Source organism: Amycolatopsis sp. NPDC098790 (genome assembly GCF_044759945.1).
In the GTDB taxonomy this organism is placed as follows: domain Bacteria; phylum Actinomycetota; class Actinomycetes; order Mycobacteriales; family Pseudonocardiaceae; genus Amycolatopsis.
In genome coordinates this window covers 169739-185626 of record NZ_JBIWAI010000003.1, presented here as the reverse complement: position 1 = coordinate 185626, position 15888 = coordinate 169739, and the positions used below count along the sequence as shown (strand labels likewise).

Below are 15888 nucleotides of genomic sequence, written 5' to 3'. Positions count from 1 at the left end.
CCAGTATCGAGTGAGAGTGAGCCGGACCAGCACAGCGCAGCGGCACGGCCGGAGGAAGGCTTCCCGGTGAACGCCGCCTGAATGGTCTAGAACAGCTGTCGGGTCAGGCGGTGAAAGGGGCCTTGAGGAGCTGGTCGGCGACCGCGGTGTCACCGCTGACGTCCGGTGGGGTGGCCGTGCGCTTCCACAGGTGCAGCAGGAGGTCCCGGGCCGTCGCCTCGGCGGTCGCGGCGGGTTCGGTCGCCGGGCCGAGCGCGGGCGGTTCGCCCGGGTGCAGCGTCCAGACGTCGCCGGTGTCGGTGGCGCGCAGCGCGAGGGGTGCGGTCAGCGACGGCGCGGCGTGCCAGCGCGTGACGCGCGGGAGCCAGGCGGTCAGGACCTCGTCGACGCCGTCCGCGGCCACGGCCGGGTCGAGCGCGTGGTCGCTGCCCGAGTCGGCGAGGTGGACGGCGGTCTCGTGAACTTGGCGGCGGAACCAGAACGCCTTGGTCTTCGCGGTGCCGCCGAAGTGCCAGCACCGGTCTTCGGGAGTCGCTTCGGCGAGGGCGTCGAGCAGGATTCCGGCGCTTTCCGCGTACCAGGCCGCGAGATCGGCGCCCGGGCCGGTTTCGAAGTTCTGCGGCTGGACTTCCCCGGTGGTGACGACGGTGGCGGCCCAGCGGTGCACGTTCCCGAGGTGGGTGCCGAGGTCGGCCAGCGTCCAGCCGGCGCAGTCGGGCACCTTCGCGGCCGGGTCGCCGGTGCGCAGCCGCTCGGCGAACGCGTCGGTCAGCTCGCGCAGCACCGGCAGGTACCCGCGGGCGGGGAACGGCATCGTCGTCATCGGGTCTCCCCAGGAAACCGGGGCCGCGCGGCGGGCGCGGCCCCGGTGCCGGTCACAGCATCACAGGTCGGGGAACCAGAGCTTCAGCTCGCGCTCGGCCGACTCCGGGGAGTCCGAGCCGTGGACCAGGTTGTACTGGGTCTCCAGCGCGAAGTCGCCGCGGATGGTGCCCGGGATGGCCTTCTCGACCGGGTCGGTGCCGCCGGCCAGCTGCCGGAACGCGGCGATGGCGCGCGGGCCCTCGACGGCGAGCGCGACCAGCGGGCCCGACGTGATGAACTCGAGCAGGTCGCCGAAGAACGGACGCTCCTTGTGCTCGGCGTAGTGCTCCTCGGCCAGCGCCTGCGGAACGGTCCGCAGCTCGAGGGCGGCGAGCTTCAGGCCCTTGCGCTCGATGCGCGAGACGACCTCGCCGACGAGGCCGCGCGCGACGCCATCGGGCTTGACGAGGACCAGCGTGCGTTCAGTCACGACGGTGTTTCTCCTTGGTACGGGTGAGGGTCGGTGCGCGTGAGCGTAGCCGACCTCGGTCAGCGGCCTTGCGGGTGCAGCTTCTTGGACCACAGCGACGCCCCCGTGGCGTCCCGCAGGTCCACCGTCAGGTCGCCGCTGCCGGCGTCGATGTTCAGCTCGCCGAAGTGCTGGAAGCCGTCGATCGGGGCCGTGTTCGCCGTCGGTGGGGCGTGCACGAACACCGCCTCCGGGCCGAACGTCGGGTCGAGCTGGTTCGGCCCGAACGCGCCCGCGTTCAGCGGCCCCGACACGAACTCCCAGAACGGGTCGAAGTCCTGGAACGCCGCCCGGTCGGGGGAATAGTGGTGCGCCGCCGTGTAGTGGACGTCCGCCGTCAGCCACACGACGTTGCGGACGCGGCGGCGCTGGATCTCCCGCAGCACCCACGCCAGCTCCGTCTCGCGGCCGCCCGGCGCGCCCGGGAGGTTGTTCGCCACCGCTTCGATGTCCGTGCCGTCCGGGACGACCAGGCCCAGCGGCATGTCCGCCTGGACGATCTTCCACGTCGCCGTGCTGCGGCCGAGTGCGTCGGCCAGCCAGCGGGCCTGCCGGTCGCCGAGGATGTAACCCGGCTTCGTCTGGTCCGCGGTGTTGGCGTTGCGGTAGGTCCGCATGTCCAGCACGAAGATCTCCGCGCGCGAGCCGTACTTGAAGCTGCGGTAGACGCGGCCGTCGACCGCGGCGCGCGAGTCGATCGGGTGCCACTCGTGGAACGCCTGGTACGCCCGCGGCGCGAGGACGTCCGTGCGCTTCTCGGTGTAGGCCGGGTTGTCGAGGACTTCGCCCGGGTACCAGTTGTTCGAGACCTCGTGGTCGTCCCACTGGACGCACGAGGGCACCTGCGCCGCGAAGCGCCGGAAGTTCTCGTCGAGCCGGTTGTACGCGTGCTGGCCGCGGAACTCGTCCAGTGTCTCGGCGACCTTCGACTTCTCCGGTGTGACGACGTTGCGCCACGTGCGGCCGCCGGGCAGGGTGACCGTCTCCGTCAGCGGGCCGTCGGCGTACACCGTGTCGCCGCTGTGCAGGAACAGGTCGGGGCGGCGGGCCGCCATCGCCGAGAAGATGGTCATGCCGCCCAGGGCCGGGTTGATGCCCCAGTTCTGGCCGACGACGTCGCCCGACCACACGATCCGGGTGTCGCGGCGGCCCACCGGCGCGGTGGCGAACCGGCCGGTCAGCGGCTCGCTCGTGGCGCGCCCGTCGAGGGACTCCGCCGTGACGCGGTAGTGGTACTCGGTGCCGGGCGCGAGGCCGGCGACGCGGACCTGCCCGGTCCCGCCGGTGGCCGGCCCGGCGAGCGGCCCCGGGATCCGGCGCGCGTGCCGGAAGGACGGGTCGCGCGCGATTTCGACGACCAGCCGCGACGGCCGGTCGGCCCGCGACCAGACGATCGCCGAGCCGGGCGTGACGTCGCCGGACTGGACGCCGTGGGTGAGCACGGGCCGGCCGGCGCGCACCAGCGGCGTCGCGGCGAAGGCCGTCGAAGGCAGGACGAGGCTGGCGGCGGCGCCGGTGAGACCGGCCTTGAGCAGGGTGCGGCGGGAGTGGTGGGTCGGTTCGGTCATGCGCGGTTTCTATCCCGCCGCGGCCAACGCCGTCTTGCGCGCGGGTGAACGAACATTGGGGTTTTCCCCCATACCCGGGACCGATCGCCGTCGGTAGCGTAGCGATCACGACAAGGGGGTTCGAATGGCAGTCTTCAGGAAAGTGCTCGCCGTCGTCACGGCGGCGCTTTCGGTCACCACACTCGGCGCGGGGGTCGCGAACGCCGGCGAAGAAGGCGGTGGGAAAGCCGTCCTCCGCTACACCGAACACGGCATCCCGCACATCGTCGCGAAGGACTTCGCCGGCCTCGGCTACGGGTACGGCTACGCGGCGGCGACCGACAACGTCTGCGAGCTCGCGAACATCTACCTCACGGTGAGCGCGCAGCGGTCGAAGTACCTCGGCCCGGACGGCGAGGGCTACCCGTCGCTGTCCGAGGCGGCGAACAACCTGCACAGCGACCTGTTCTTCCAGAAGATCAACGACTCCGGCGTCGTCGACCGGCTGGCCGCGCAGCCCGCGCCGCAGGGACCGCGGCCGGAGGTCCGGCAGATCGTTTCGGGGTACGTCAAGGGGTTCAACGCCTACCTCGCGCGCACCGGCCGGGCCGGCATCTCCGACCCGGCCTGCCGCGGCGCGGCCTGGGTCCGGCCGATCACCGAACAGGACTTCTACCGGCACTTCTACGCCATCGCGATCACCGGTGGCCAGGGCGTGGTGACCGAAAGCCTGTTCACCGCACCGCCGTCCGGCCCGACACCGGCGCCGGGCACGGCCGCGCAGCTCTCGGAGCAGGTCCGGAAAGCATTGGGCGGCAGCGGGCTGGGCAGCAACGGCATCGCGATCGGCGCGGACTCCACCGCGGCCGGCAAGGGCAGCGTCCTGCTCGGCAACCCGCACTACCCGTGGCAGGCGGGGCGCCGGTTCTGGCAGAGCCAGCTGACCATCCCCGGCCGGTTCGACGTCGCCGGCGCGAGCCTGCTCGGGATGCCGTTCGTCCAGATCGGGCACACCGCCGACGCGGCCTGGACGCACACGGTGTCCACCCCGGTCACGTTCGGCCTCTTCGAGGTCCCGCTGACGCCGGGCGACCCGACGACGTACCTGGTCGACGGCAAGCCGGAGAAGATGACGTCCCGCGACGTCACGGTCCAGGTGCGCCAGGCCGACGGCTCGCTGAAGCCGGTCCGCCAGACCTTCTGGTCGACCCGGTACGGGCCGGTGATGGCCGACTTCCAGGGCATTCCCCTGCCGTGGACGGCGAAGTCGGCGTACGCGGTGCGCGACGCCAACGCGACGAACCTGCGCGGGCTCAACACGTGGTTCGAGCTGGACCAGGCCCGCAGCACGGGTGACATCGTGCGAGCGCTGAGCCGCACCCAGGGCGTCCCGTGGGTCAACACCATCGCCACCGACCGCGCCGGCAACGCGCTCTACGCCGACATCCAGGTCGTCCCGCACGTCACCGACGAGCTGGCGAAGGCGTGCAGCACCCCGTTGGGGCAGGGCACCTTCGAGCAGGTCGGACTGGCCATTTTGGACGGTGCGAAGTCGACGTGCCAGTGGGGTTCCGACCCGGGCGCGATCGAGCCGGGCATCTTCGCGCCGTCGCGGCTGCCGCAGCAGCAAAGCCGTGACTACGAACTGAACGCCAACGACAGCGCCTGGCTGGCGAACGCGAAGGCGCCGATCACGGGGTACCCGCACATCGTCGGCGACATCGGCACCGAACGCTCGCCGCGCACGCGGGAAGCGTTGCTCACGGCCGAAAAGGGCGGCTTCACAACGGACTCGATGAAGAAGATGCTCTTCGCCGACCACAGCCTGTTCGCCGACCTCACGGCCGCGGACCTGGCGAAGCTGTGCGCGTCCTTCCCGGGCGGGCAGGCGCCGTCGTCGTCCGGTCCGGTGCCGGTCGGGCCGGCCTGCGACGCACTAGCGACGTGGGACCACAACTACTCGCTCGACAGCCGGGGTTCGCTGTTGTTCCAGCGGTTCGCGGCGCGGCTCGGGAACGTGGACCGGTTCGCCGTGCTGTTCGACCCGAAGGCGCCGTTGACCACACCGAACACGCTCAACGTGGGCAACGCCGACGTCCAGAAGGCGTTCGGGGACGCGCTCGTGGAGCTGCGCACGGCCGGGCTGGCCCCCGACGCGCGGCTGCGGGACGGGCAAGCGGTGACGCGCAACGGCGAGCGCATCCCGATCCACGGCGCTCAGGGTTTCCTCGGCGTGCTCAACGTGATGACGCCGGTGTGGGACCCGGCGCGCGGGAACGTCGAGGTGGTGCACGGGTCGAGCTACATCCAGGTGGTCGGGTTCCGCGGGAACGCGTGCCCGGACTCCTCGACGTTGCTGACGTACTCGCAGTCGGCGAACCCGAAGTCGCCGTACTTCAGCGACCAGACGAAGCTCTACAGCCGGGGTGAATGGGTGAAGGAACGCTTCTGCGAAGCCGACATCCTGCGCTCCCCCGCGCTGCGGGTCGTCGTCCTGCGCTGACGTGCGCGGCGGAGGCGGGCGGTCAGCCGCCCGTCTCCGCCGCCAACGCGCGCAGGTCGGCGAAGGCTTCGTCGAGGTGCTCGTCCAGGCTGCGGTTCGATTCTTCGATCCAGGCTCCGGCCGCGTGGTGGAAGGTCACCCAGCCGATGTGGGCGGCCAGCGCGGCGAGCCGGTCGGCGACCCCACGCCCGCGCAGCGCCGCCGCGAGGGCGTCGGTCATCGTCGCGGCCTTGGCCAGGTCGCGTTCGCGCAGCGCCGGGGTCGCGGCGATGACCGCCAGCCGCGGTTCGGCGAACGACCGGTTGCCTTCGAGGATCCGCGCGGACTGCCGGAACGCGCGGATCAGGACTTCGAGGGGCGACAGCCCATCGGGCGCGCCGGCCACCGAAGCCGTCAGGTCCGCGCGCAGGGTGGCTTCGCCGTCGAACAGCACTTCGCGCTTGTCCGGGAAGTGCCGGAAGAACGTGCGTTCGGTGACGCCGGCCCGGGCCGCGATCTCGGCGGTGGTGGTCCGGTCGAAGCCGCGCTCGGCGTACAGCTCCAGCGCCGCCTGCTGAAGGCGGCGGCGCGCTTCTTCTCCGCTGCGGGGCACCGCGTCAGCTTACCCGTTGTGACAGTGACTGACACTACGAGGTACAGTTCGTAGTGTCAGTCACTGTCACAACGCGGGAGAGTCCCATGCACGTCTTCGTCACCGGCGGGTCCGGCCAGACCGGCCCCGCCGTCGTCACCGAGCTGCTCGCGGCCGGGCACACGGTCACCGGATTGGCGCGTTCGGACGCGGCCGCCGCCCGGCTCGCGGCGCTCGGCGCCACCCCGCACCCCGGCTCGCTCGACGACCTCGGCAGCCTCCGCACCGGCGCCGAAGCCGCCGACGGCGTCCTGCACATGGCCTTCGGCGGCGACTTCAGCGACCTCGACGACATGACCCGCCGCGACCGCACGGCGATCGAGACGCTCGGCCGGGTCCTGGTGGGTTCGGGCAAGCCGTTCGTGAGCACGTCCGGGACGCTGGTCATGCCCGCCGGCCGCGAGAGCACCGAGCGGGACGAGCCCGACGGCGCCGGGCTCGCCGCGTTCCGGATCGCCGGCGAGCGGGCCTGCCTGGACTTCGCCGGGCAAGGCGTGCGGGCGAGCGTCGTCCGGCTCGCGCCGACCGTCCACGGCCCCGGCGACCACGGGTTCATCGCCTGGCTCGTGGACACCGCGCGCAAGACCGGGCAGTCGGCCTACGTCGGCGACGGCGACAACCGCTGGCCCGCGGTCCAACGGCTCGACGCGGCGGTCGTGTTCCGCCTCGCCCTGGAGGGCGCCCCGGCCGGCAGCGTGCTGCACGCGACGGCCGAGAACGTGCGCTTCGGGGACATCGCGGAGACGATCGGACGCGGGCTCGGCCTGCCCGTCGTCTCCCTGACGCCCGAGGAAGCCGCCGGGCACTTCGTCAGCCCGTTCATCGCGCGGGCCTACGGCACCGACGCGCCCGTCTCGAGCGCGTTCACGCGGGAGCTGCTCGGCTGGTCACCACGCCACACCACGCTGCTCGACGACGTGGCGGACGGCGACTACCTGTAGGAGGTCAGGGCTGGGGCTGCTGGCTCGCCAGGGTGCCGGCCGCCATGCGGCGGGCGACGTCCTTGCGCAGCCACAGCAGCCACAGCCAGACCGCCAGGAAGAGCGCCCCCAGCACGGCGATCGCGGGCAGCCAGAACACCAGCGCGATCAGCACGACCTGCAGGCCGAGGATCACCGGCACCGCCCAGGGGCGCTTGACGAACCCGCAGGTCACGACGAGCAGCACGGCCACCGCGATGACCGTCCAGCCCGTGCCCGTGCCGATCCCGCCGCCGAGCTTGTTGACGACCGGCAAGGCGAGGGCGACCGTGATCGCCTCCATGATCAGGGTTCCCGACATCACGCCGCGGAAGCCCTTCATCGGGTCCTTCGGCTTGGGCGTCTCGTTCTCGTTCGACGTCACGCCGGCTCCTTCCCGAACAGGGTGCGCGCCTCGCCGGCGGTGACCACCGAGCCGGTGACGAGGACGCCGCCGCCGGACAGCGGCTCTTCGGGGTCTTCGCTGGTCTCCACCAGCGCGATCGCCGTCTCGATGGCCGTCTCCAGGTCGGTTTCGGCGACCACGCGCTCCTCGCCGAAGATCGAGATCGCCAGCTGGTTCAGCTCTTCCAGGGGCATCGCGCGCGGCGACGAGTTGCGCGTCACGACGATGTCGGACACCACCGGCTCCAGGGCGTCGAGGATGCCGTGCGCGTCCTTCTCGGCCATCACGCCGACCACCGCGACCAGGCGGCGGAAGGCGAACTCCTCGGCCACCGTCGTCGCCAGCGCGCGGGCGCCGTGCGGGTTGTGCGCGGCGTCGAGCATGACCGCCGGCGCGGCCCGGACCCGCTCGAGCCGTCCCGGGGTCTCGACCTCCGCGAACGCCTCGCGGACGGCCTCGACGACCAGCTGCTTGTCCTTGCCCGCGCCGAAGAACGCCTCGACCGCGGCCAGCGCGAGCGCGGCGTTCGCGGCCTGGTGGGCGCCGTGCAGCGGCAGGAAGATGTCGTCGTAGACCCCGCCGAGGCCCTGCAGCTTGAGCAGCTGCCCGCCGACGGCGATCTCCTTCTCGAGCACGCCGAACTCGCTGCCCGCGCGGGCGACCGCCGCGTCGACCTCGACGGCCCTGGCCAGCAGCACCTTCAGGACCTCGGGGTCCTGCTCCGCGATGACCGCGACCGAGCCGGGCTTGATGATGCCCGCCTTCTCCTTCGCCGCGCTGACGGCGTCCGGCCCCAGGTACTCGACGTGGTCGAGACCGATCGGGGTGAGGACGGCGACGTCGGCGTCCGCGACGTTCGTGGCGTCCCAGGCGCCGCCGAGGCCCGCTTCGAGCACGGCGGCCTCCACCGGCGCGTCGGCGAACGCGGCGAACGCCATCCCGGTGAGGATCTCGAACTTGCTCATCTCGACGCCGTCCGCACTCGCACCGTCCACCATGGACACGTACGGCGCGATGTCGTGCCACAACTCGGCGTAGCGCGCGGCGGAGATCGGCTGCCCGTCGAGCGCGATCCGCTCGGTGACCAGCTGCAGGTGCGGGCTCGTGTAGCGGCCGACGCGCAGGCCCATCCGGGTCAGCAGCGCGTCGATCATCCGGGCCGTGGAGCCCTTGCCGTTCGTGCCGGCGACGTGCAGCACCGGGTAGCCCTTGTTCGGCTCGCCCAGCAGCTGCGTCAGCGCGGCGATCCGGGCCAGCGACGGCTCGATCTTCGTCTCCGGCCAGCGCTGGTTCAGCTCGGCTTCGACGGCCAGCAGCTCGCGCCGCGCTTCGGGCCCGTCCGGGTCGCCGTACACCGCGGCTTCGCCCTGGTCGTCGAGCTCGTGCAGCTCGGCGTCCTCGGGCACGGTCAGGTCGGGGACCGGGCCGGTGGCGAGGTTGTCGCCCAGCTGGCCTACCCCGCCGATGCCGCCGCGCGAACCACCGCCCGCTTCGAACGCGGTGTCGCGGACGTCCAGCTCCGGGTCGTGGTCGTCGGACTCCTCGTAGCCCGACGTCCCCAGTTCGTCGACGCCCGCGAAGCTGTCGAGATCCGACAGGTCCGGCTTGCGACCTGTCTCATCCTGCGGCACTGAATCTCCTCCGGCCTGGGGTTTTCGGCTTGCCTTGCGAGTCTACGTGCGGGCGCGGTGGCACTCTCGACGCATGCCGTTCAACCACAACGACCACTACCACCCGCTGCTGCTGGACCACCTGCCGCCGGGCCCGGGGATCGCGCTGGACGTCGGGTGCGGGACGGGCCGCTTCGCGCGGCGGCTGGCCGCGACCGGCATGGCGGTGGAGGCGGTCGACGTCTCCGCGGCGATGGTCGAGGCGGCGGCGGGCCTCGGGTCCCCCGGCCCGGGCGAGATCGTCTACCGGCAGGCCGACGTCACGACCGATCCCCTGCCCGAGGCGCACTACGACTTCATCTCGTGCCTGGCGTCGCTGCACCACATGCCGTTCGAGACGCTCGCCAAGCTGCGCCGCGCTCTGGTGCCGGGTGGCGTGCTCGTAGTGCTGGGCCTGGCCAGGCCCAGCACGCCGGTGGACTGGGCGCGGGCCGTGGCGGCGGTGCCGGTGAACGCGCTCGCGCGGCTCGTCGTCTACGCCGGCGAACGGCTGAACGGCGGCGCCGAGGACGGCCCGAAGGCCCCGGTCGTCGACGACTACCCGACGCTCGCTGAAGTGCGGCGCGAGGCGGCCCGGCTGCTGCCCGGCAGCACGGTCCGGCCGTTGCTGTTCTGGCGCACGTTGATCACTTACCGTGAGCACGGTGACGGTGACCCCACTGCGGGGTGAAGTTCATCTCCGTCGCCGCCCGAGGCTCGCTAGATGTGGAAGCAACGTTTCCACCAGCGAGAACGGGGTCTTCATGCGCATCACCCGGCTGCTCACCGCCGTCGTCTCGGCAGCCGTCCTGCTGCCGGCGTCGGCGACAGCGGCGTCCGCGGCGACCGTCGGCAGCTACGTCGCCCTCGGCGACTCCTACACCTCCGGGCCGTTCATCCCCGCTCAGCGGCTCGACCCGCTGGGCTGCGGGCGGTCCACCGCGAACTACCCGTCGGTGCTGGCCGCGGCGCTGCACGCCGGGCGGTTCACCGACGTCAGCTGCGCCGGCGCGGACACCACGAACATGACCCGGCCGCAGGGCGTGCCGTTCAACGGGACCAACCCGCCGCAGCTCGGCGCGCTGCGGATCGACACCGACCTGGTCACGCTCGGCATCGGCGGCAACGACTACGGCGTCTTCGGCAGCCTGACCTCGACGTGCCCGGGCCTGCGGGCGAGCGACCCGACGGGCAACCCCTGCGAGCAGCACTTCAAGGGTTCGGTCACGTCGGCGATCGACAACATCGGGCCGCGGGTCGAGGCGGTGCTCGCCGCGATCCACGAGCGTGCCCCGAAGGCGCGGGTCCTGCTGGTCGGCTACCCGCGGATCGCGCCGGAGAAGGGCTACTGCCCGGACGTGCTGCCGTTCGCCGACGGCGACTACGCGTGGCTGAACAGCGTCGAGGAGAAGCTGAACTCGACGCTGTCCGACGCCGCGGACGCGGACGGCGCGACGGAGTTCGTCGACACGTTCGGCCCGTCCCGCGGCCACGACGCGTGCGCGCGCGGCGGTTCGGCGTGGATCAACGGGAAGGACCAGAACATCTTCGAGGCGGCCGCCTACCACCCGGTCAAAGCGGGGATGGCGGGCGTGGCGGCGGTGGTGCTCAAGTCCCTGCGCTGAGGAACTCCAGCACGAGCCGGGCGAACTCGTCCGGCAGCTCGGCCGGGGCACCGTGCCCCGCGTCGATCTCGGCGGCGCGCGCGTCCGGGATCGCGGCGACCAGCTCGCGTTGCTGCTCGGCCGTGATCAGCCGGTCGTGCGCGCTGCCGAGGACCAGTACTCTTGCCGCGATCTTCCCCAGGATCGGGCGGAGGTCGACGGCCCGATCGGTTTCGATCTGCCGGGCGGTCCCGGACTGGATGGCCGGCTCGAGCGTCTTGACGAGCTGTTCGTTGCTCTCGGCGGTGGCCTGCTCCCAGTAGCGCGGGCCGAACGCCATCAGCGGGAGCATGCGGGCGAAGGTCCCCGTTGCGAGCAGGTCCAGCCAGTAGCGGAACTCGGCGTCCTGCCGGGTATCGGTCGCGGGCCAGGCGGCGTGGAGGACCGCTCTCCGGACGCGGTCCGGGCGGGTGCCGGCCAGGTGGGCGGCGACGACCGCGCCGAGGGAGTGGCCGACAACGTGGGCTTCGGTTGCCTTCGCATGGTCCAGCACAGCTTCGGCCTGAGCGGCGAGGGCTTCGACGGTGATCTCTTTGCCGTCGTCGGTGGTCAAGCCGGAGCCCGGGAAGTCGGGCGCCAGGACGGTGAAGCGCTGCTTCGCCCTCTCGGTGAGGTGCGCCCACTGCTCGCGGGAGGCGGCGGTGCCGTGCAGCAGGAGCAGCGCGGGGCCGTCGCCGGTCCGGTCGTAGTGGACGACGGCGTCTTCGAGCGTGACTTTCGGCATGGTTCAGGCGATCTCTCGGAGGGCGGCGGTGAACGCGCGCGGGTCTTCCTGGTGCGGGATGTGGCCGCAGCCCTCTATGACCCGGACTTCCGCACCCGGCGTTTCCGCCGCGCACTCGCGGGAGACTTCGACGGGGATCTGGGTGTCCAGTTCGCCGTGCAGGTAGGTGATCGGGACTTTGAGGTCCTTCAGCCGGGGCCGCGGGTCGTACGTGGTGATCTCGGTGAAGTGGGCGTCGATGTAGACGCCGGAGTCGAGCAGCTGGCGGATCGTCCAGTCGACCAGCGCGGGCGACGCCTTCGGACCGAACCAGCCGGGCACCCAGCCGGCGACGGTGCCGAAGCGGTCGTCGACGAGGTTCTTCCGGAGGTCCTGCACGGTGTCGCGCATGCCGGTGCTCGGCCAGTACCCCGGGCTGTCGACGGCGACCACCCGGTGCACAAGTTCGGGGTGGGCGAGGGCGAGCTCGGTGGCGAAGACACCGGCGATGCTGGAGCCGACGACGGTGGGCGTGGCGCCGAGCGTTTCGATCACCGCGGCGAGGTCTTCGACGACTCCGGCGGTGGAGTTGCCGTCGAGCGGGCGGTCCGAGCGGCCGCAACCGCGCCAGTCGAGGGTGATGACGCGGTGGTAGCGCACGAGATCGGGCAAGCAGGCCTGCCAGACGCGGCCGCTGGCGCCCCAGCCGTGCAGGAGCAGCAGGGCCGGGCCGGTGCCGGCGTCTTCGTAGTAGAGCCGGGTGTCGTTGACGTCGAGGTAAGGCATGTCTCGAGCTTGGTGCTCGTTTTCGCGGTGATCGATGGGCAGTCCGCTCGTACACTCATCACGAAAGCTGATGAATGGGGTGGGCCGGTGGAGCTGCGGCAGCTGAGGTACTTCGTGGCGGTTGCGGAGGAGCTGCACTTCGGCCGCGCGGCGGAGCGGCTGCACATCGTCCAGCCGGCGGTGAGCCAGCAGATCCGGCGGCTGGAGCGCGCCCTGGGGGTGGCGCTGTTCCTGCGTACGACGCGGTCGGTGGTGTTGTCGGAGGCCGGGCAGCGGTTCTTGCCGCACGCGCGCGCGGTGCTGTCGGCGGCCGACCGGGCGGCGGATTCGGTGGCGGAGTTCCGGCCCGCGGGTTCCTCGGTCCGTCTGGGGACCAGCGAGGGACTGGGTGATCGGCTGGACGTGTTGCTGGGGGCGTTTGCCCGGTTGGCGCCTTCGGTTTCGTTGGAGCTGGTGCACGCGCCGACTTCCCAGCGGTTGGAGCGGGTTCGCGACGGTTCTCTTGACGCGACCATCGTGCGGGGGTCTTGGCCTTCTTCCGGACTCGACTTCACTCCCTTGTGGATGGACGAGGTTTTGGTGGCGTTGCCCGCTTCCCATCCCCTTGCGGCTTCTTCTGTTGTCTCTTTCGCTTCGCTGGCTTCGCTTCCGGTGCGGTTGAGCCCGCCTTCGCGGAACCGGCCGTTGTTCGAGCTGGTGGTGTCTTGTTGCCGGTCGGCGGGGTTCGAGCCGGTACTGGGTCCCGATTTCACGACAGCGCAGGACACGTTGGGAACGCTGGGGTTCGGCCGTCCACACTGGACGGTGTTCTACCGGGCGCACGCCAATTTGCTGCCGGTGCCGGGGGTGGTGTTCCGGCCACTCCGGGACCCGACACCGCGGATGCAGACGTATCTGGCAACACCGGCGGAGCGCCGGGTGACACCAGAGGTGGTGGCGTTGATCGAAGCGGCGCGCACCATCGACGCCGACTGAGCAGCCCCCGTTTTCCACGCTACCGGAGGGGTACGACAAAGCCCGGCTCCTGCAGGAGGAACCGGGCTTTGCAAGGCGGCACTTTCACGTGAAAGTGCCGCCGTCGGCTCAGGAAGCCGGCAGGGCAGCCAACCGGGCCGTGATCCGGTCGATGTCCGCCACCGCCGTCTCGCGACGGGTCTTGATCTTGTCCACCACCTGCTCCGGGGCCTTCGCGATGAACGCCTCGTTGCCCAGCTTCGCCTCCGTCTGGGTCAACTCCTTCTGAGCCGCCGCCAGGTCCTTCTCCAGACGCTTGCGCTCCGCGGCCACGTCGACCGTGCCCGACAGGTCCAGCTCCACCGTCACCACGCCGTCGCCCAAAGCCACCTCGAGCGACGCGCTCGCGGCGAACTCGGGAGCAGGCTCAGTCAACCGGACCAGCGACCTGATCGCCGACTCGTGACCGCCCTCGTACCCCGCCAAGCGGGCCGCCACCTTCTGGCCCGGCTTCAGGCCCTGGTCCGCTCGGAACCGGCGGATCTCCGTCACCAGCTTCTGGACGTCCGCGATCCGCGCATCGGCCACGGAATCGGCAAAACCAGACGAAGCCGCGGGCCAAGCAGCGACCACCAGGGAAGCGCCGCCCGTCAGCGCCGTCCACAGCTTCTCCGTGATGAACGGGATGAACGGGTGCAGCAACCGCAGCACCGTGTCCAGCACGTGCCCGAGGACAGCGCGAGTCGAAGAAACCCGCGAGGAATCCCCTTGGTACAGCTGGACCTTCGCCAGCTCCAGGTACCAGTCGCACAGCTCGTTCCACGTGAACTGGTAGAGCGCGCCCGCCACCTTGGCGAACTGGAAGTCCTCGAACAGACCGTCCACTTCGGACACCAACGCGCCGAGGCGGCCGAGGATCCACCGATCCGATTCCGTCAAGGAAGAAGCAGCGGGCAACGGAGCAGCGACCGAAGCCCCGTTCATCATCGCGAACTTCGTCGCGTTCCACAGCTTCGTGCAGAAGTTGCGCGAACCCGCCGCCCACTCGTCGGCCAGTGCCATGTCCGCGCCCGGGTTCGCTCCGCGGGCCAGCGTGAACCGCGTCGCGTCCGCGCCGTACGCGTCCATCCACTCCAGCGGGTCGATCACGTTCCCGCGCGACTTCGACATCTTCTTGCCCTGCGCGTCGCGGATTAGGCCGTGCAGGTAGACGTGGTCGAACGGCTGCTTGCCGTCCATCTGGTGCACGCCGAACATCATCATCCGGACGACCCAGAAGAACAGGATGTCGTAGCCCGTGGAGAGCACGCTTGTCGGGTAGAAGCGATCCAAATCTTCCGAAGAAGCAGGCCACCCCAGCGTCGACATCGGCCACAGGCCGGACGAGAACCACGTGTCCAGCACGTCCGGGTCCTGCGTCCAGCCCTCACCCGACGGCGGCTGCTCGTCCGGGCCGACGCACACCACTTCGCCGTCCGGGCCGTAGTACACCGGGATGCGGTGACCCCACCACAGCTGGCGCGAGATCGTCCAGTCGTGCATGTTGTCGACCCAGTCGAAGTACCGCTTGCCCAGCTCCGGCGGGTGGATCTTGGTGCGGCCGTCGCGGACCGCGTCGCCGGCCAGCTTGGCCAGCTCCTCGACCTTGACCCACCACTGCAGCGACAGCCGCGGCTCGACGACCGTGTCGCAGCGGGAGCAGTGGCCGACCGCGTGCACGTACGGCCGCTTCTCCGCGACGATCCGGCCCATCTCCCGCAGCGCCGCGACCACCGCGGGCCGCGCCTCGAACCGGTCGAGGCCCTGGAACGGGCCCGGCACCGTGATCTCGGCGCGCTCGTTCATCACCGTGAGCATCGGCAGGTCGTGGCGGCGGCCGATCTCGAAGTCGTTCGGGTCGTGCGCCGGGGTCACCTTCACCGCACCGGTGCCGAACTCCGGGTCGACGTGCTTGTCGGCCACGATCGGGATGCGGCGGCCGGTCAGGGGCAGCTCGACCTCGGTGCCGACCAGGTGCGCGTACCGCTCGTCGTCCGGGTGGACGGCGACCGCGGTGTCGCCCAGCATCGTCTCCGCGCGGGTCGTCGCCACCACGATCGCGTCGGCGCCGTCGCCGTAGCGGATCGAGACGAGCTCGCCGTCGTCGTCGTTGTGGTCGACCTCGATGTCCGACAGCGCCGTCTGGCAGCGCGGGCACCAGTTGATGATCCGCTCGGCGCGGTAGATCAGGCCCTCGTCGAAGAAGTTCTTGAACACCGTCTGGACGGCCTTCGACAGGTTCTCGTCCATGGTGAAGCGCTCGCGCGACCAGTCGACGCCGTCGCCGAGGCGCTTCATCTGGCCGAGGATCTTGCCGCCGTACTCGGCCTTCCACGCCCAGACGCGCTCGACGAACTTCTCGCGGCCCAGGTCGTGGCGCGAAAGGCCCTCGCCGGCCAGCTGGCGCTCGACGACGTTCTGCGTCGCGATGCCCGCGTGGTCCATGCCCGGCAGCCACAGCACCTCGTAGCCCTGCATGCGACGGCGGCGGCTCATCGCGTCCATCAGGGTGTGGTTGAGGGCGTGGCCCATGTGCAGCGAACCGGTGACGTTCGGCGGCGGCAGTACGATCGAGAACGGCGGCTTCCCCGACGAAGCGTCGGCCGTGAAGTACCCGGCCGCTACCCAGCGGTCGTACATCGGTGCTTCCTCGGCGGCCGGGTCCCAGGCACCCGGAAGGTCGGTGGTCTGCTGCGGAGCGTTCTCGGTCACAA

The 15888-nt window shown here is 71.1% G+C and carries 14 protein-coding genes; 5 read left to right on the top strand and 9 right to left on the bottom strand.

The annotated features are described in order from the left end of the window. Positions 1 to 103: 103 nt before the first annotated feature. The 3 genes from ACIQWX_RS26325 to ACIQWX_RS26315 are packed head-to-tail and all read right to left on the bottom strand — an operon-like array spanning position 104 to position 2901. Complete coding sequence (locus ACIQWX_RS26325; RefSeq protein WP_400876349.1) at positions 104 to 823, bottom strand: maleylpyruvate isomerase family mycothiol-dependent enzyme; 720 nt, start codon at positions 821 to 823, stop codon at positions 104 to 106. Positions 824 to 883: 60 nt separating this feature from the next. Beyond that, positions 884 to 1294 (bottom strand): nucleoside-diphosphate kinase, encoded by a 411-nt coding sequence (ndk, locus tag ACIQWX_RS26320; protein WP_400876346.1) that lies wholly within the window; start codon positions 1292 to 1294, stop codon positions 884 to 886. Between the two features lie 59 nt (positions 1295 to 1353). Then, positions 1354 to 2901: an alkaline phosphatase D family protein gene (locus ACIQWX_RS26315; protein WP_400876344.1), complete on the bottom strand. Its 1548-nt coding sequence runs from the start codon at positions 2899 to 2901 to the stop codon at positions 1354 to 1356. A gap of 124 nt (positions 2902 to 3025) precedes the next feature. Here ACIQWX_RS26315 and ACIQWX_RS26310 point away from each other — a divergent pair, with 124 nt between their 5' ends. Next, positions 3026 to 5383, top strand: coding sequence for a penicillin acylase family protein (locus tag ACIQWX_RS26310; RefSeq protein ID WP_400876341.1), 2358 nt, complete (start codon positions 3026 to 3028; stop codon positions 5381 to 5383). A gap of 22 nt (positions 5384 to 5405) precedes the next feature. Here the strand turns inward: ACIQWX_RS26310 and ACIQWX_RS26305 are convergent, their stop codons facing one another. Continuing rightward, positions 5406 to 5975 (bottom strand): TetR family transcriptional regulator, encoded by a 570-nt coding sequence (locus tag ACIQWX_RS26305; RefSeq protein WP_400876338.1) that lies wholly within the window; start codon positions 5973 to 5975, stop codon positions 5406 to 5408. A gap of 86 nt (positions 5976 to 6061) precedes the next feature. Between ACIQWX_RS26305 and ACIQWX_RS26300 the strand changes: the two genes are divergently transcribed. Then, entirely contained in the window at positions 6062 to 6955 is an 894-nt protein-coding gene (locus ACIQWX_RS26300) for an SDR family oxidoreductase (RefSeq protein ID WP_400876335.1), read from the top strand. Positions 6956 to 6959: 4 nt separating this feature from the next. On the opposite strand, the gene ACIQWX_RS26295 is transcribed toward ACIQWX_RS26300, so the two are convergent. Both ACIQWX_RS26295 and ACIQWX_RS26290 read right to left on the bottom strand, forming a co-directional pair. Further along, the gene (locus tag ACIQWX_RS26295; protein ID WP_400877582.1) at positions 6960 to 7316 is read right to left on the bottom strand and encodes a DUF4233 domain-containing protein; all 357 of its coding nucleotides are present in this window, start codon (positions 7314 to 7316) and stop codon (positions 6960 to 6962) included. A 38-nt stretch (positions 7317 to 7354) separates the two neighbouring features. Beyond that, the gene (locus ACIQWX_RS26290) at positions 7355 to 9010 is read right to left on the bottom strand and encodes a bifunctional folylpolyglutamate synthase/dihydrofolate synthase (RefSeq protein WP_400876333.1); all 1656 of its coding nucleotides are present in this window, start codon (positions 9008 to 9010) and stop codon (positions 7355 to 7357) included. Between the two features lie 73 nt (positions 9011 to 9083). Between ACIQWX_RS26290 and ACIQWX_RS26285 the strand changes: the two genes are divergently transcribed. Continuing rightward, positions 9084 to 9719, top strand: a complete 636-nt coding sequence (locus tag ACIQWX_RS26285) for a class I SAM-dependent methyltransferase (RefSeq protein WP_400876330.1) — start codon at positions 9084 to 9086, stop codon at positions 9717 to 9719. A 73-nt stretch (positions 9720 to 9792) separates the two neighbouring features. Beyond that, positions 9793 to 10653 carry an SGNH/GDSL hydrolase family protein gene (locus tag ACIQWX_RS26280; RefSeq protein WP_400876327.1) on the top strand — a complete coding sequence of 287 codons (861 nt, stop codon included), beginning with the start codon at positions 9793 to 9795 and terminating at the stop codon, positions 10651 to 10653. On the opposite strand, the gene ACIQWX_RS26275 is transcribed toward ACIQWX_RS26280, so the two are convergent. Continuing rightward, complete coding sequence (locus ACIQWX_RS26275; RefSeq protein ID WP_400876325.1) at positions 10637 to 11416, bottom strand: alpha/beta fold hydrolase; 780 nt, start codon at positions 11414 to 11416, stop codon at positions 10637 to 10639. The two genes, ACIQWX_RS26280 and ACIQWX_RS26275, sit on opposite strands and share 17 nt — an antisense overlap. A 3-nt stretch (positions 11417 to 11419) precedes the next feature. Next, positions 11420 to 12181, bottom strand: a complete 762-nt coding sequence (locus tag ACIQWX_RS26270) for an alpha/beta fold hydrolase (protein WP_400876323.1) — start codon at positions 12179 to 12181, stop codon at positions 11420 to 11422. An 87-nt stretch (positions 12182 to 12268) separates the two neighbouring features. Between ACIQWX_RS26270 and ACIQWX_RS26265 the strand changes: the two genes are divergently transcribed. Then, a complete protein-coding gene (locus tag ACIQWX_RS26265) occupies positions 12269 to 13156 on the top strand; it encodes a LysR family transcriptional regulator (RefSeq protein ID WP_400876320.1) in 888 nt (295 codons plus the stop codon). A 108-nt stretch (positions 13157 to 13264) separates the two neighbouring features. On the opposite strand, the gene ACIQWX_RS26260 is transcribed toward ACIQWX_RS26265, so the two are convergent. Then, positions 13265 to 15886, bottom strand: coding sequence for a valine--tRNA ligase (locus ACIQWX_RS26260; RefSeq protein ID WP_400876317.1), 2622 nt, complete (start codon positions 15884 to 15886; stop codon positions 13265 to 13267). Positions 15887 to 15888 lie beyond the last annotated feature (2 nt).

Bases quoted from the DNA above. Each gene is read 5' to 3' on its own strand.
- ACIQWX_RS26325 (WP_400876349.1), bottom strand. From the start codon at position 823: ATGACGACGATGCCGTTCCCCGCCCGCGGGTACCTGCCGGTGCTGCGC.
- ACIQWX_RS26315 (WP_400876344.1), bottom strand. From the start codon at position 2,901: ATGACCGAACCGACCCACCACTCCCGCCGCACCCTGCTCAAGGCCGGT.
- ACIQWX_RS26310 (WP_400876341.1), top strand. From the start codon at position 3,026: ATGGCAGTCTTCAGGAAAGTGCTCGCCGTCGTCACGGCGGCGCTTTCG.
- ACIQWX_RS26300 (WP_400876335.1), top strand. From the start codon at position 6,062: ATGCACGTCTTCGTCACCGGCGGGTCCGGCCAGACCGGCCCCGCCGTC.
- ACIQWX_RS26295 (WP_400877582.1), bottom strand. From the start codon at position 7,316: ATGAAGGGCTTCCGCGGCGTGATGTCGGGAACCCTGATCATGGAGGCG.
- ACIQWX_RS26285 (WP_400876330.1), top strand. From the start codon at position 9,084: ATGCCGTTCAACCACAACGACCACTACCACCCGCTGCTGCTGGACCAC.
- ACIQWX_RS26280 (WP_400876327.1), top strand. From the start codon at position 9,793: ATGCGCATCACCCGGCTGCTCACCGCCGTCGTCTCGGCAGCCGTCCTG.
- ACIQWX_RS26275 (WP_400876325.1), bottom strand. From the start codon at position 11,416: ATGCCGAAAGTCACGCTCGAAGACGCCGTCGTCCACTACGACCGGACC.
- ACIQWX_RS26270 (WP_400876323.1), bottom strand. From the start codon at position 12,181: ATGCCTTACCTCGACGTCAACGACACCCGGCTCTACTACGAAGACGCC.